The following is a 14,394-nucleotide window of genomic DNA, read 5'->3' on the forward strand; positions in this document are numbered from 1 at the left end:
CTATTACCTGAACTTAAGCTTGCCGACGAGGCGCATCTGCAGCGTCGTTTCGCCCGGCTCGAACGTCGGTTCGGCCACTTCCGCCGCGTCCATCTTTGCCATCGCACGCGAGCCCATCACGCTCACTTCCTGCTGGGCATAGCGCCCGGAGCCTTCGAAGTCGATCGTGTCGATGACGGCGTCGGCCGGCCGCCGGCCCATTGCCGCGGCAATCGAGGCGATGCGCTCATTCAGGTTCAGGTAGGTGGCGGCAATGCGGCGGTCGTCGAGCTGCTTGAGCGTGGCAGGCGCCAGGCCGAAGCGCAGGTTATTGAGCGACATGACTTTTTGCGCTGCGGCGGTGGTTTTCGGCAAGGCGGCCAGGTTCGTCGTCTTGACCTCGAGGTACTGGCCGACGCGCCAGCCGACCGGCACCGCTTTCGGCATGCCAGCGCCCTGCACTGGCCGCGGCTCCGGATAAATCGGATATGTGTAGTAACCCTGCGTTTTCAGGCTGGCCTGCGGATCTTCGCGGCGGATGATCTCGGTGCCCTGCTTCATCTTCTGATTGACGCGCGAGGCAGCCGCCGCCTTGTCCTTGTCGTGCTCCTCGACCGCGAACGTCGCGGTGGCCTGGTCGTTGGCGTGCGTGACTTCGCCGAACGCCGGCACGATGACCAGCGCACCGGAAGTCGAGGACGCAGTTTGGGCGTTGGCCTGCGCGGCGATGACCAGCGCGGCGGCAATGAACAGTTTTGGTAGCGACATGTCTTTCTCTCCGGGTTGACTTGATCAACTGACAAGATACCCGGAAAGCGAAAACTAATGCGCTACGGACACAAAGAGTTACTTGAACTTGACCTTGCCCACCAGGCGCATCTGCAAGGTGGTTTCGCCTGGTTCGAAGGTCGGCTCGCTGACCTCGCCGGAATCCTTGGCCATGCGTGACATTGCCATCGGCGCCGCGGCAGCTTCGCCCTGCGCCGCATAGTTGCCGGAGCCTTCGAAGTCGACCGTGTCGAGCACGGCGTCAGTGGTGTTGCGGCCCATCGCCTTGGCGATCGAGGCGATGCGTTCGGTCAGGTTGCGGTAAGTCGCGCCGATGCGCTGGTCGTCCAGCTTCTTCAGGGTGGCAGGGGTCAGGCCGAAACTGAGGTTGTTCAGGCCCAGCACCTTCTGGGCGGCGGCCGTTGTTTTCGCCAGGCCGGCAAGGCTGGTGGTTTTCATTTCGACGTAGTTACCGACGCGCCATCCCGTCGCGACTGGTTTCGGCATGGTGCCGTTCGGCAGCGGGCGTTGCTCCGGGTAGATCGGATAGGTGTAGTAGCCCTGCGTCTTCAAGACCGCTTGCGGGTCTTCCTTGCGCAGGATGTCGAGGCCCTGCTTCATTTTCTGGTTGACGCGCGAGGCGGCGGCCGCTTTGTCCTTGTCCTGTTCTTCGACGAGGAAGGTGGCGGTAGCCTGGTCATTCGGATGCGTCACTTCGCCAAAAGCGGGGACGATGACGAGAGTTTGGGCATGGACTTGCGATGCCAGCACGAGCGTGGCGGCGATGAGGAGTTTGGGTAACGACATGTGGCTCTTTCAGGTTGTTGTTCTTAGCCTGAACGATAACCGGAAATCGAGGCGCAGCGGGGGCCGGACACCATTCGTTGCAATTCATTACTGTTTACATACAAAGTTCACGGGCAAATAAAAACCGTCACTCCCGCGAAAAGCAGGAATGACGGTCTTGAGAGTTGCGGTGCTGCTTAGTTCTTCGACTGGTCGACCAGCTTGTTCTTCGCGATCCACGGCATCATCGCGCGCAGCTTCTCGCCGACGACTTCGATCTGGTGCTCCGAATTGAGGCGGCGGCGCGAGATCAGGGTCGGTGCGCCGGCCTTGTTCTCAAGGATGAAGCTCTTGGCGTACTCGCCGGTCTGGATGTCCTTCAGGCACTGGCGCATTGCATCCTTGGTTGCCGACGTGACGATCTTCGGGCCGGTGACGTATTCGCCGTACTCTGCATTGTTCGAGATCGAGTAGTTCATGTTGGCGATGCCGCCTTCATAGATCAGGTCGACGATCAGCTTGAGTTCGTGCAGGCACTCGAAGTACGCCATTTCCGGCGCGTAGCCGGCTTCGGTCAGCGTTTCGAAGCCAGCCTTGATCAGCTCGACGGCGCCACCACACAGCACTGCCTGCTCGCCGAACAGGTCGGTTTCGGTTTCTTCGCGGAAGTTCGTTTCGATGATGCCGGCGCGGCCGCCGCCGTTGGCCATCGCGTACGACAAGGCGATGTCGCGCGCCGAGCCGGACTTGTCCTGGTAGACGGCGATCAGGTGCGGCACGCCGCCGCCTTGGGCGTAGGTGCCGCGCACGGTGTGGCCTGGCGCCTTAGGCGCGATCATGATGACGTCGAGGTCGGCGCGCGGCACGACCTGGCCGTAGTGCACGTTGAAGCCGTGGGCGAAGGCCAGCACGGCGCCCTGCTTGGCGTGCGGCGCGACGTTTTCGTTGTAGACCTGGGCGATGTTCTCGTCCGGCAGCAGGATCATGATGATGTCGGCGGCCTTGATGGCGTCGTTGACTTCAGCTACTTTCAGGCCGGCCTGTTCGACCTTGTTCCACGAGGCGCCGCCCTTGCGCAGGCCAACGGTGACGTTGACGCCCGAATCGTTCAGGTTCTGTGCGTGGGCGTGGCCCTGCGAGCCATAGCCGATGATGGCAACGTTCTTGCCTTTGACGAGGGAGAGGTCGCAATCTTTGTCGTAGAAAACGTTCATGATATTTTTCCTGTAATTTTAAGTTGTGGGGAAATGCTTAGACTTTGAGGATGCGTTCGCCGCGGCCGATGCCCGAGCCGCCGGTGCGGACCGTTTCGAGGATCGAGGCGCGGTCGATCGAATCGATGAACGCGTCGAGCTTGCTCTTGGCGCCGGTCAGTTCGATCGTGTAGGTCTTCTCGGTGACGTCGATGACGCGGCCGCGGAAGATGTCGGCGGTGCGCTTCATCTCTTCGCGCTCCTTGCCGACCGCGCGCACCTTGATGAGCATCAGCTCACGCTCGATGTGCGAGCCTTCGGTCAGGTCGACCACCTTGACCACCTCGATCAGGCGGTTCAGGTGCTTGGTGATCTGCTCGATAATGTCGTCCGAGCCGCTGGTGACGATCGTCATCCGCGACAAGGTGGCGTCTTCGGTCGGCGCCACGGTCAGGGTCTCGATGTTGTAACCGCGGGCCGAGAACAGGCCGACCACGCGCGACAAGGCGCCGGCTTCGTTTTCCAGCAGGACAGAAATAATATGGCGCATGTTAGAGGTCCTCCGAGCCAAGCAGCATTTCGGACAGGCCCTTGCCGGCTTTCACCATCGGCCACACGTTTTCCGACTGGTCGGTAATGAAGTTCATGAACACCAGGCGGTCCTTCATGCCGAACGCTTCTTTCAAGGCGCCGTCGACGTCGCCCGGCTTTTCGATCTTCATGGCGACGTGGCCGAACGATTCGGCCAGCATCGAGAAGTCCGGCAGCGAATCCATGTACGACTCCGAATAGCGCCCGCCGTAGTCGATCTGCTGCCACTGGCGCACCATGCCGAGGGCGCGGTTGTTGAGCAGGATGATCTTCGGCGTCAGGTGGTATTGCTTGCAGGTAGCCAGTTCCTGGATGTTCATCTGGATCGAGCCTTCGCCGGTGATGCAGGCAACGGTCGAGCCGGGATTGGCCATCTGCACGCCCATCGCATACGGCAAGCCGACGCCCATCGTGCCAAGACCGCCGGAGTTGATCCAGCGGCGCGGCTTGTCGAACGGATAGTACTGGGCCGCCCACATCTGGTGCTGGCCGACGTCCGAGGTGATGAAGGCGTCGCCGCCGGTCACTTCCCACACTTTTTGCACGACCGACTGCGGCTTGATGATGGTATCCGAATCCTGGAACTTCAGGCAGTCGCGGCCGCGCCATTCGCCGATCTGCTTCCACCAGTCCTTCAGCGGCGCCGCATTGACTTTCGCGTCGGCCGCGTCGAGCTGCGACAGCAACTCGACCAGCACGTCCTTGACGTTGCCGACGATCGGAATGTCGACCTTGACGCGCTTCGAGATGGACGACGGGTCAATGTCGATGTGAATGATCTTGCGCGGGTGCGAGGCAAAATGCTTCGGGTTGCCGATCACGCGGTCGTCGAAACGGGCGCCGATGGCGATCAGGACGTCGCAGTGCTGCATCGCCATGTTCGCTTCGTAGGTGCCGTGCATGCCCGGCATGCCGACCCACTTGTCGGACGACGAGCGGTAGCCGCCCAGGCCCATCAGCGTGTTGGTGCACGGGAAGCCGAGGCGGTCGACCAGCTTGTTCAGCTCGGGCGCGGCATTGGCCAGGATGACGCCGCCGCCGGCATAGATCATCGGCCGCTCGGCCTGCAACAGCAGTTGCACCGCCTTGCGGATCTGGCCCGAGTGACCCTTGTCGACCGGCTTGTACGAGCGCATTTCGATTTCCTTCGGATAATCGAAATGGCAGGTGTGCATGCTGATGTCTTTGGGGATATCGACCAGCACCGGACCGGGACGACCGGTGCGGGCGATGAAGAATGCTTTCTTGATCGTTGCCGCCAGGTCGCGCACGTCCTTGACGAGGAAATTGTGCTTGACGACGGGGCGGGTGATGCCGACCGTGTCGCACTCCTGGAACGCGTCCTGGCCGATGGCGTGGCTCGGCACCTGGCCGGAGATGACGACCATCGGCACCGAGTCCATGTAGGCGGTCGACAAGCCGGTGACGGCATTGGTGACGCCCGGACCGGACGTGACGAGGGCGACCCCGACCGTATTCGAACTGCGCGAATAGGCGTCGGCGGCGTGGATGGCGGCCTGTTCATGGCGCACCAGTACGTGCTGGAATTTGTCCTGCTTGAAGATGGCGTCGTAGATATACAGCACCGCGCCGCCAGGATAACCAAAGACGTGCTTGACGCCCTCTTCGGCCAGACAGCGGACGACAATCTCAGCGCCCGTGATGGGAGCCGTTGTTTCGTTGTTCATGATACATTCCTTTCAAGACCCATTGGGAGGTGATCGGATGCTCTTTCCTAACGAAATTCGTGTGGCGCGACAGTGCTCAGGCTTCCCTTCTTTCTGCGGTCACGGCGATCTTTCACGTACCCATAGATACGTTACGAACCGGCGCTAAGCGCAACTCGTTTGGCGTGAGTTTCTGTAGCGGTTACGCGAACCTCTCGTGCTTGTGGCACGGGTTAGAGCAAACTGCCTACATATGAAAGCGCGTCATGTCGATGTTGGCCTTGTGTGCCGGTCACGACCTGACCATACAGCTTCGGGGTTGCAAAGCGTGGCTTACCTTACTGCGTTGCACCATTTTGGTCAAGGTAAAAGATGGTCGCATGATCCGCAGCGGTGCGTTTCGCGTAAAAATCGCGCAAAATGGCCCGTTTTTTGCTAGGATGCGTCAATTTTGCAGTTCAGCACTATTGGCGTAATGACGTCCCCCTCTCCTTCCGCGCATGGCCACAGACAAAGAATTATCCGATTTCCTCGAGCATGTCGAGCGGCGCGCCTTCAAGCAGGCGGTGTACGCCGTGCGCAAGGACGAGTCCGCTCTTGATATCGTGCAGGACGCGATGATCAAGCTTGCCGAAAAATACGGTGACAAGCCGGCTGCCGAACTGCCGATGCTGTTTCAGCGTATCCTGCAAAACACCATCCTCGATTACTTCCGACGCGAAAAAGTGCGAAATACGTGGGTCAGCCTGTTCTCTTCGATGGGCAAACGCGATGGCGGCGACGACGACTTTGATATACTCGACTCGTACGAAGCGGAAGAAGGTTCCGCCCGGGCTGAATCAAGTGCCGACCAGGTCGAGCGGATGCAGACCCTGGCGGTGATCGAAGCGGAGGTACAAAAACTGCCGTCGCGTCAACGGGAAGCGTTCCTGATGCGTTATTGGCAGGATATGGACGTGGCTGAAACAGCGGAAGCAATGGGGTGTTCAGAAGGTAGCGTCAAGACACACTGTTCACGGGCGACCCATACCCTCGCCGAAGCGCTGAAAGCCAAGGGATTAAAATTATGAACACCGAAGACATCAACCTGGCGTACAAAGTGCGTCACGCGCTCGACGCGAACCTCGACAATTTGCCGGTTTCAACCGTCGAACGGCTCGCTTCGGCGCGCAAGATGGCCGTATCGCGCAAGAAGGCGCACGCCCCCGCCCAGGTCGCGCAGCGCGCCCTCGCCGGCAACTTCGGCAGCTTCTTTTCATTCTCTTCGCTCGGGCGCGCCGGCGCCATCATCCCGCTGCTGGCCCTGGTTGCCGGCCTGGCCGGTGTTTACCAGTACGAGCAGCAGCAACGCATCGCCGAACTCGCCGAGCTCGACGCGGCGGTCCTGTCCGACGAACTCCCCCTGACCGCCTACCTCGATCATGGTTTTAATGCCTACCTGGCGCAGCGCGGTCAATAAGGTGACCGGCGCGCATTTGTCGTTCTTGTTCAACGCGGTCGTAACGGCGCTGGCGTTCGCTGGCCTGGCCGGCGCCGCCGGCGCGCAGGCGCCAGTTGTGGCAGCAACCAGGCCGCACGTCCAGAATGCCGCGGAAAAGCCGCTGTGGAGCACGCTGACGCGCACGCAGCAGATCGCGCTCGAGCCGCTGGCCGGCGAGTGGGATCGCATGGATGCGATGCGCAAGCAGAAATGGCTCGAGATCGCCAACCGCTATTCGTCGATGAAGCCCGACGAGCAGGTGCGGGTGCACGAACGCATGCGCGACTGGCTCAAATTGACGCCGGAAGAGCGCCGCGTGGTCCGTGAAAACTACACGCGCACCAAGAAAATCGACCCAGGCCATAAATCCGAGGAATGGGAAAAGTACCAGCAGTTGCCGGAAGAGCAAAAGAAGAAGCTTGCCGCCGATGCCGCCGCACGCGGCAAGAAGCAAGTGGCCAACCTGCCGTCGGCCGCGCAATCGAGCGTCAAGACGGTCGAGCCCCTCAAGCGCACGCCGCCGCGGGTGGCAGCCTGCCCTGCCGGCACCGTGAAAAATGCCGCGGCGCCGACGCCGGCCTGCGTGATGGTGCCTGCCGCCGCGCCCGCCGCCGTCGCTCCCGTTGTTCCTACTACAGTCACGCCAACACCGGTCGCCCCGGCAGCTCCCGTCCCAAATGCAAAATAGTAAGTCTGTGATCGCAACGCCCACCGTCAAACGCCGCCTGATCAGCATGGTTTATGAAGCCTTCCTGTTCATCTCGGTCGAGGCGCTGGCAATGTTCCTCTACCTGTTTCTCACCCAGAACCTGCATTCGCCGCTGATTGAACACGGCCGCAACGCCGTATTCTTCCTCGTCGGCGCCTTGTATTTCATTCATGCCTGGGGCGGCAGCGGGCATACGCTGGCGATGAAGACGTGGCGGATCAAGGTCGTCAAGCTGGGCTGCAAGACGGTGCCGCACCGCGCCGCCGCCGTGCGCTACCTGATGGCGTGGGGCTGGTTCCTGCCGGCGATCGTGGCGTGCTATGCGTTTGGATGGAGAAGCGCCGGCCAGGTCAGCGCCGCGGTGGCGGTGGGGATTGCGGCGTGGGCGGCGACCGCGCTGCTCGACAAGGACAGGCAGTTCCTGCATGACCGGATTGCCGGCACGCGGTTGATATCGCTGCCGAAGCCGGAGAAGAAGGTTAAAGCGGCTAAAGTTTGAGTCGTCACTACCATGCCTGCAAAGACACGCGATGATCGAATGTAACCGCACGATGGAACAGGCGAAGCGCGACTTCGCGGCCGGCCGGCTGACCGGCGCCATGCTGATCCGCGTGCCGATGACCGCGTCCGACTGGGCCATCCGCCTGTCCGGCGTCAAGGGCGACGCCGGCATGCTGCTCGACGTGCAAACGCTCGAACCCCACTGCTTCGCCAGCGTCGACAAAGCCGTCACGGCGCTCGACCAGATCGGCTTCTCGTTCTCGCAGCTGAAGGTAGCCTAGAAGCGCTCGTACTCGTGCAGGTAGCGCCACTGCCCCACCGGCAGGCTGGCCATCGGCACGCGGCCGACGCGAATGCGCTTGGTCGACACCGGCGTCAGCCCCACCATCCGCAGCATGTGCACCAGCTGCCCCGGCTTCGGGTTCTTGACCGCGAAACGCAGGCGTGTTTCGTTCTGCCAGCTGACCTTCATCGGCGGGATCTCCTTGCCGTTGAACGGCAGGCCATGATTGAGCAGCGCCAGGCCGCCTTCGCGGATCGTGCCGGCCACTTCGATGATGAACTCCTGCTCGACCCGCTGGCCTTCGTCGACCAGCTTGCGGGCAACGCGGAAGTCCTGCGTGTAGACCAGCAGCCCGCTCGCCTTGGTCTCCAGCGGCGAGGCCAGCGTGAGGTTCGACAGGTGGCGCTTGAGGAAGCGCTGGTTGCCGTGATCGGGCAGCACCAGCGTCTCCTGCGTCAGGCAGCTGGTGGCAGCCTCGCCGTCGATGTCGAAGCCGGCGTTCAAGCCGGCCGGCTTGTGCAGCAGGATCGTCACCGGCGCCAGGTCGACCAGCGTGGCGTCGGGATGGAGCGTCACTTCCTGGTCGTCGGCCACGCGGGCGCCGGCCTCCTCGACCCCCTGGCCGTCGACGCTGACCCAGCCGCCGGCGATGTACTTGTCGGCCTCGGCGCGCGAGCATGGCATCATTTCGGCCACGCGCTTGGCGAGCCGGATGGTGTTATCGGTCATTGTGCTCTTTGAAAAATGCGGTGAAGACGGCGATGACGCGCTCGACGTCGGCCGTGCTGACGTCGAGGTGCGTTACGAGCCGCGTATGCGGGCCGACGGTGGCGCGGATGCGCTCGCGCGCCAGCGTGGCACGCAGCGCGTCGCACGCGGCCGGCGGCACGTCGACGTAGAAGATGTTGGTCTGCGGCGTGGCGACCTGCAGGCCCTCTATGGCGCGCAGGCCGGCCGACAGCCTCGCTGCGTTGGCATGGTCGTCGGCGAGGCGCTCGACGTTGTGTTCGAGCGCGTACAGGCCGGCCGCGGCCAGCACGCCGGCCTGGCGCATGCCGCCGCCGAGCATCTTGCGCCAGCGCTTGCCCTGTTCGATGAACGCCTTCGGCCCGCACAGCACCGAGCCGACCGGCGCGCCCAGCCCTTTCGACAGGCATACCGACACCGAGTCGAAGCCGGCCACCGCGGCGCGCAGGCTGATGCCCTGCTTGACGGCGGCGTTGCAGATGCGGGCGCCGTCAAGGTGCGTGGCCAGGCCACGCGACTTCGCCAGCGCCGTTGCCTGCGCCATGTAATCGGCGCCGAGCACCTTGCCGCCGATGGTGTTCTCCAGCGCCAGCAGGCGCGTGCGTGCGAAGTGCATGTCGTCCGGCTTGATGTAGTGCTCGATGTCGGCCAGCGCCAGGCTGCCGTCGGGCTGGTTGGCGATCGGCTGCGGCTGGATGCTGCCCAGTACCGCTGCGCCGCCGCCTTCGTACTTGTAGGTGTGCGCGTCCTGGCCGACCAGGTACTCGTCGCCGCGGCCGCAATGGAGCATCAGCGCGATCAAGTTGCTCTGGGTGCCGGACGGCGCAAACAACGCCGCCTCGTAGCCGAACAAGTCGGCCGTCACTTCCTGCAGGCGGTTGACGGTCGGGTCGTCGCCGTAGACGTCGTCGCCGACGGGGGCTGCCGCCATTGCGGCGCGCATCGCCTCAGACGGTTGGGTGACGGTGTCGCTGCGCAGGTCAATCCAGTGTTCGCTCATGATTGTGCGGTGCTTAATTGTTCAGTGTAGAAGCGCTGGCCCATTTCTTCGAGGCCCAGCGTGGTCAGTACTTCCTGCAGCCGCTCGCTCGGGCGCTTGCGCGGCAGGTTCTTGTAGCTGGCGATGATCAGCTCATTTTTCATCGAGTGCTCCCAGCCTACCAGCTCGGTGACGTTGACCTGGTAGCCGTGCGCTTCCAACTGCAGGCAGCGCAGCACGTTGGTGACCTGGCTGCCGAATTCGCGCGTGTGCAGCGGGTGGCGCCAGATCTCGGTCAGCGCGCTCTTACCCAGGTCCTTGCCCTTGTTCTTCTTCAGGACAGTGGCCACTTCGGCCTGGCAGCAAGGCACCAGCACCATGAACTTGGCCTTCTTCTTCAGCGCGAAATCGATGGCGTCGTCGGTGGCGGTGTTGCAGGCGTGGAGCGCGGTGACGATGTCGATTTGCGCCGGCAGCTTGTTCGACGTGGTCGATTCGGCCACCGACAGCGGTAAGAACGACATGCCGGGGAACTCGAGGCGCTTGGCCAGCTCGGTCGACTTCTGCACGAGTTCCTCGCGCGTTTCGATGCCGTAGATGTGCGAGCCGTCGTCCTTGTTCTTGAAGAACAGGTCGTACAGGATGAAGCCGAGGTAGGACTTGCCGGCGCCGTGGTCGACCAGCGAAATGGCCGGATGGTCCTGCTGGATTTCGTTCAGCAGCGGCTCAATGAACTGCACCAGGTGGTACACCTGCTTGAGTTTGCGGCGGCTGTCCTGATTGAGCTTGCCGTCGCGCGTGAGAATGTGCAGTTCCTGCAGCAGCGCGACCGACTGGCCGGGGCGGATTTCAGGGGCGAGCTCCCGGGGTGCGGCAACCTTGCCGCCGGCGTCAGCGCGCTTCATCGATCCACGCTGCCTGGATCGCTTCCAGTACCTTTTCGCCGCCGCGGGTGCGGTCGTCGTTGAAGCCGTCAAGCGCGACGACCCAGTTGTGCAGGTCGACGAAGCGCACCGCGGCCGGGTCGGCGTCAGGGAATTTTTCGTACAGGGCTTCGGCAATGGCCGTAATGTCGCTCCACTTCATGACTTTCCCGTTCAATGATTTTTTTCGGCGGCGTGGTTGATCGTGTACTTCGGAATCTCCACCACCAGGTCGGTGTCGTCGACGATCGCCTGGCACGACAGGCGCGACACCGCTTCCAGGCCCCACGCCTTGTCGAGCATGTCTTCTTCTTTTTCTTCCGGCTCGTTGAGGCTGTCGTAACCTTCGCGCACCAGCACGTGGCAGGTGGTGCAGGCGCACACGCGGTCGCATGCGTGTTCGATGTCGATGTCGTTGTCGAGCATGACGTCGCAGACGGATTTGCCTTTCGGCGCCTCCAGCACAGCGCCTTCAGGACAGAACACGGGATGGGGCAGGATGACAATTTGCGGCACTGGGATTACCTCTTCAATTTTGTAAGTTCAGACTTCGTCGAGCGTTTTGCCGGCCAGCGCGCTGCGAACGCTCTGGTCCATGCGGCGCGAGGCGAATTCCTCGGTGCCTTGCGCCAGCGCTTCGACGGCGGCGTGCAGCGCCGCCTGCGCGGCCGGCACGTCGGCCGGCTCGCCTGCGGTGGCGGCAACCGCGTCGCGCACCTTCGCCATCAGGGCGTCGATGGCGCTGCGCTCGTCAGGCGACAGCAAGGCGGCGTCGCCGTCGAGCGCGGACTGGGTGGCCAGCAGGATGCGCTCGGCCTCGACCTGTTCTTCGCGCAGCGCGCGCAGCACCATGTCGACCTGGGCCGAGGTGTAGGAGTCCTGCAGCATGCGCGCCACGTCGTCGTCGGCCAGGCCATACGACGGCTTGACGGTGATGTGCGCTTCGACGCCGGAGCGCGTTTCGCGCGCCGACACCGACAGCAGGCCGTCGGCGTCGACCTGGTAGGTAATGCGGATGCGCGCGGCGCCGGCGACCATCGGCGGAATGCCGCGCAGCTCGAAGCGCGCCAGCGAACGGCAATCCGACACCAGTTCGCGCTCGCCCTGCAGCACGTGCACCGCCAGCGCGGTCTGGCCGTCCTTGAAGGTGGTGAACTCCTGGGCGCGGGCGCACGGGATGGTCGAATTGCGCGGGATGATCTTCTCGACCAGGCCGCCCATCGTCTCGATGCCGAGCGAGAGCGGAATGACGTCGAGCAGCAGCCAGTCGTCGCCGGCGGCGCGGTTACCGGCCAGCAGGTTGGCCTGGATGGCGGCGCCGAGGGCGACCACCTTGTCCGGGTCGATGTTCGCGTGCGGGATCGTCTTGAAAAACTCGGTGACCGCGCGCCGCACGTGCGGCATTCGAGTGGCGCCGCCGACCATCACCACGCCGTCGACGTCGTCGACCGACACGGACGCGTCGCGCATGGCTTTTTTAATCGCCGTCATGGTCTTGGCCACCAGGTGTTTCGTCATCTCGCAGAACTCTTCGGCGGTGACGCGCAGGTGCACGATTTCGCCCGAGTTGAGGATGGCGTCGATGGTGGTGACGGCGTTGTTGGACAGCTGCTCCTTGGCCTGGCGCGCCTTGACCATCAAGGTGGCGGTGTCTTCGTCCGACAGCGGCGCCAGCTTGGCGTGTTCCGAGATGTAGCAGAACAGGCGGTGGTCGAAGTCGTCGCCGCCGAGCGCCGAATCGCCGCCGGTGGAGAGCACTTCGAACACGCCCTTGGACAACTTGAGGATCGAGATGTCGAAGGTGCCGCCGCCGAGGTCATAGACGGCGTAGACGCCTTCGGAGCCGTGATCGAGGCCGTAGGCGATCGCCGCGGCGGTTGGCTCCGACAGCAGGCGCAGCACGTTTAGACCCGCCAGCTGGGCGGCGTCCTTGGTGGCCTGGCGCTGGGCGTCGTCGAAGTAGGCCGGCACGGTGATGACGGCGCCGACCAGGTCGTCGCCGAGCGAATCTTCGGCGCGCTGGCGCAAGGTGGCGAGGATCTGCGCCGAGATCTCGACCGGGCTCTTGACGCCGGCGACGGTGCGAATCTGCACCATCCCGGGAGAATCCTGGAAATCGTAGGGCAGGTTTTCGGCGTGGGCGATGTCGGCCAGGCCGCGGCCCATGAAGCGCTTGACCGACACCACGGTGTTTTTCGGGTCGGTGGTCTGGTGCGCCTGCGCCTTGTAGCCGATGTGGGCATGGCCGTTGGGCAGGTAGCGCACGATCGACGGCAGCAGCAGGCGGCCGTCTTCGTCGCTGAGCACTTCGGGAATGCCGCTGCGCACGGTGGCGACCAGCGAGTTGGTGGTGCCAAGGTCGATGCCCACCGCCAGCCGGTGCTGGTGCGGGGCGGTCGACATGCCGGGTTCGGAGATTTGGAGTAAGGCCATGGTTGTTTGATCTGTCTTGTTTTTATTTGGTGGTGCGGCGGCCAGGTCTGGGGTCTGACCCGATGGGGTCAGACCCCGGTTGTTCACCTCAAGCCTCGGCGGCCTCGAAGGCGTGGTGGACTTCTTCACCGAATTTGTCGAGGAACATCAAGGCGCGCACGCCCTGCGCCGCCGCTTCAAAGTCGCCGGCGTCGAGCTCCCGTCCCACCTGCTCGAGCCGCGACTTGCGCTCGCCCTTGACCTGCTCGTCGAGCGCTTCGAGCGCGGCGACGTCCTTGTCGGCCCTTGCCTCGCCGAGCGCCTCGCGCCATTCCATCTGCTGCATCAGGAAGTCCATCGGCATGGCCGTGTTCGATTCCGTCTGCAAATCCACGCCATTCAGCTCGCACAGGTAGCGCGCGCGCTTCTGCGGATTTTTCAGCGTCTGGTAGGCCTCGTTGGCGCGCGTCGCCCATTGCATCGCGACACGCTTTTCAGCGTCGGTTGCGTTGACGAAACGGTCGGGGTGCACCTGCCCCTGCACGTCGCGATAGGCCGCGTCGAGCGCGGCCGGGTCGATCGTGTAGCGGGCCGGCAGCTGGAACAGGTCGAAGTGATTCTGCATGAGCTAGATGCGGAAGCTTTCTCCACAACCGCACTCATCCTTGACGTGCGGATTGTTGAAGCGGAAGCCCTCGTTGAGGCCTTCGCGCGTGAAGTCGAGCTCGGTACCGTCGATGTACGGCAGGCTTTTCGGATCAACGAAGACCTTGACGCCGTGCGACTCGAAGATCTGGTCTTCGGCGGCGGCCTCGTCGACATACTCGAGCTTGTAGGCAAGCCCGGAGCAGCCCGTCGTGCGCACCCCAAAACGCAAGCCGACACCCTTGCCGCGACGTTCGATGTAGCGGTTGATGTGCTTGGCTGCTTTTTCGGTCAGTGTGATTGCCATGTGGTTCTCCGCAAACTTTTAAGCGGCCGCCGGATGCTTGGTCTTGTAGTCCAGCACGGCTGCCTTGATGGCGTCTTCGGCCAGGATCGAGCAGTGAATCTTGACCGGCGGCAGCGCCAGCTCTTCCGCGATCTGGGTGTTCTTGATCGACAGCGCCTGGTCGAGCGTCTTGCCCTTGACCCATTCGGTCACCAGCGAACTCGACGCGATGGCCGAACCGCAGCCGTAGGTCTTGAATTTTGCGTCTTCGATCAGGCCATCGGCGCCGACCTTGATCTGCAGTTTCATGACGTCGCCGCAGGCCGGCGCGCCGACCATGCCGGTGCCGATCGTCTCGTCGCCCTTGTCGAAGGCGCCGACGTTACGCGGGTTTTCGTAATGGTCCAACACTTTGTCCGAATATGCCATGGTGATACTCCTTGAA

At 63.1% G+C, this 14,394-nt stretch carries 19 protein-coding genes; 5 read left to right on the forward strand and 14 right to left on the reverse strand.

Annotation, left to right across the window (positions count from 1 at the left end):
* Positions 1-3 precede the first annotated feature (3 nt).
* The 5 genes from CR105_RS14740 to CR105_RS14760 form a co-directional block, all read right to left on the reverse strand.
* The gene (locus CR105_RS14740; protein WP_099789298.1) at positions 4-747 is read right to left on the reverse strand and encodes an SIMPL domain-containing protein; all 744 of its coding nucleotides are present in this window, start codon (positions 745-747) and stop codon (positions 4-6) included.
* Positions 748-825: 78 nt separating this feature from the next.
* The gene (locus tag CR105_RS14745; RefSeq protein WP_099789300.1) at positions 826-1,554 is read right to left on the reverse strand and encodes an SIMPL domain-containing protein; all 729 of its coding nucleotides are present in this window, start codon (positions 1,552-1,554) and stop codon (positions 826-828) included.
* Positions 1,555-1,730: 176 nt separating this feature from the next.
* A complete protein-coding gene (ilvC, locus tag CR105_RS14750; protein WP_099789302.1) occupies positions 1,731-2,747 on the reverse strand; it encodes a ketol-acid reductoisomerase in 1,017 nt (338 codons plus the stop codon).
* A gap of 37 nt (positions 2,748-2,784) precedes the next feature.
* Complete coding sequence (ilvN, locus tag CR105_RS14755; RefSeq protein ID WP_099789304.1) at positions 2,785-3,276, reverse strand: acetolactate synthase small subunit; 492 nt, start codon at positions 3,274-3,276, stop codon at positions 2,785-2,787.
* A 1-nt stretch (position 3,277) separates the two neighbouring features.
* Positions 3,278-5,005: an acetolactate synthase 3 catalytic subunit gene (locus CR105_RS14760; protein WP_099789306.1), complete on the reverse strand. Its 1,728-nt coding sequence runs from the start codon at positions 5,003-5,005 to the stop codon at positions 3,278-3,280.
* A gap of 479 nt (positions 5,006-5,484) precedes the next feature.
* On the opposite strand from CR105_RS14760, the gene CR105_RS14765 reads away from it, so the two are divergent.
* Genes CR105_RS14765 through CR105_RS14785 form a run of 5 tightly spaced genes read left to right on the forward strand, consistent with a single transcriptional unit; the run spans position 5,485 to position 7,955 of the window.
* Positions 5,485-6,054 (forward strand): RNA polymerase sigma factor, encoded by a 570-nt coding sequence (locus CR105_RS14765; RefSeq protein ID WP_099789308.1) that lies wholly within the window; start codon positions 5,485-5,487, stop codon positions 6,052-6,054.
* Positions 6,051-6,443, forward strand: coding sequence for a DUF3619 family protein (locus CR105_RS14770; RefSeq protein WP_099789310.1), 393 nt, complete (start codon positions 6,051-6,053; stop codon positions 6,441-6,443). The genes CR105_RS14765 and CR105_RS14770 overlap by 4 nt, the downstream gene beginning before the upstream one ends.
* Entirely contained in the window at positions 6,415-7,152 is a 738-nt protein-coding gene (locus CR105_RS14775; RefSeq protein ID WP_229413949.1) for a DUF3106 domain-containing protein, read from the forward strand. The genes CR105_RS14770 and CR105_RS14775 overlap by 29 nt, the downstream gene beginning before the upstream one ends.
* Before the next feature lie 7 nt (positions 7,153-7,159).
* On the forward strand, positions 7,160-7,672 hold the full coding sequence (locus tag CR105_RS14780; protein ID WP_229413950.1) for an RDD family protein: 513 nt from the start codon (positions 7,160-7,162) through the stop codon (positions 7,670-7,672).
* A 31-nt stretch (positions 7,673-7,703) separates the two neighbouring features.
* Entirely contained in the window at positions 7,704-7,955 is a 252-nt protein-coding gene (locus CR105_RS14785; RefSeq protein WP_099789316.1) for a hypothetical protein, read from the forward strand.
* Here CR105_RS14785 and CR105_RS14790 read toward each other — a convergent pair.
* From CR105_RS14790 to iscU, 9 genes are all read right to left on the reverse strand, one after another.
* Positions 7,952-8,686 carry an rRNA pseudouridine synthase gene (locus CR105_RS14790; protein ID WP_099789318.1) on the reverse strand — a complete coding sequence of 245 codons (735 nt, stop codon included), beginning with the start codon at positions 8,684-8,686 and terminating at the stop codon, positions 7,952-7,954. The two genes, CR105_RS14785 and CR105_RS14790, sit on opposite strands and share 4 nt — an antisense overlap.
* Positions 8,676-9,704: a low-specificity L-threonine aldolase gene (ltaE, locus tag CR105_RS14795; protein WP_099789320.1), complete on the reverse strand. Its 1,029-nt coding sequence runs from the start codon at positions 9,702-9,704 to the stop codon at positions 8,676-8,678. Before ltaE ends, CR105_RS14790 begins: the two co-directional genes overlap by 11 nt.
* The gene (locus CR105_RS14800; RefSeq protein ID WP_099789323.1) at positions 9,701-10,588 is read right to left on the reverse strand and encodes a class I SAM-dependent methyltransferase; all 888 of its coding nucleotides are present in this window, start codon (positions 10,586-10,588) and stop codon (positions 9,701-9,703) included. Before CR105_RS14800 ends, ltaE begins: the two co-directional genes overlap by 4 nt.
* A complete protein-coding gene (iscX, locus tag CR105_RS14805; RefSeq protein WP_099789326.1) occupies positions 10,575-10,769 on the reverse strand; it encodes a Fe-S cluster assembly protein IscX in 195 nt (64 codons plus the stop codon). The genes CR105_RS14800 and iscX overlap by 14 nt, the downstream gene beginning before the upstream one ends.
* 11 nt (positions 10,770-10,780) lie before the next feature.
* The gene (fdx, locus tag CR105_RS14810; protein ID WP_099789328.1) at positions 10,781-11,122 is read right to left on the reverse strand and encodes an ISC system 2Fe-2S type ferredoxin; all 342 of its coding nucleotides are present in this window, start codon (positions 11,120-11,122) and stop codon (positions 10,781-10,783) included.
* 27 nt (positions 11,123-11,149) lie between these two features.
* Positions 11,150-13,039 carry a Fe-S protein assembly chaperone HscA gene (hscA, locus tag CR105_RS14815; protein WP_099789330.1) on the reverse strand — a complete coding sequence of 630 codons (1,890 nt, stop codon included), beginning with the start codon at positions 13,037-13,039 and terminating at the stop codon, positions 11,150-11,152.
* An 88-nt stretch (positions 13,040-13,127) separates the two neighbouring features.
* Entirely contained in the window at positions 13,128-13,643 is a 516-nt protein-coding gene (hscB, locus tag CR105_RS14820; protein ID WP_099789332.1) for a Fe-S protein assembly co-chaperone HscB, read from the reverse strand.
* A gap of 3 nt (positions 13,644-13,646) precedes the next feature.
* The gene (gene iscA, locus CR105_RS14825) at positions 13,647-13,970 is read right to left on the reverse strand and encodes an iron-sulfur cluster assembly protein IscA (RefSeq protein ID WP_099789334.1); all 324 of its coding nucleotides are present in this window, start codon (positions 13,968-13,970) and stop codon (positions 13,647-13,649) included.
* Between the two features lie 18 nt (positions 13,971-13,988).
* A complete protein-coding gene (gene iscU / locus CR105_RS14830; protein ID WP_099789337.1) occupies positions 13,989-14,378 on the reverse strand; it encodes a Fe-S cluster assembly scaffold IscU in 390 nt (129 codons plus the stop codon).
* Positions 14,379-14,394 lie beyond the last annotated feature (16 nt).

Source organism: Massilia eurypsychrophila (assembly GCF_002760655.1).
Taxonomy (GTDB): Bacteria; Pseudomonadota; Gammaproteobacteria; order Burkholderiales; family Burkholderiaceae_D; genus JAFCUW01.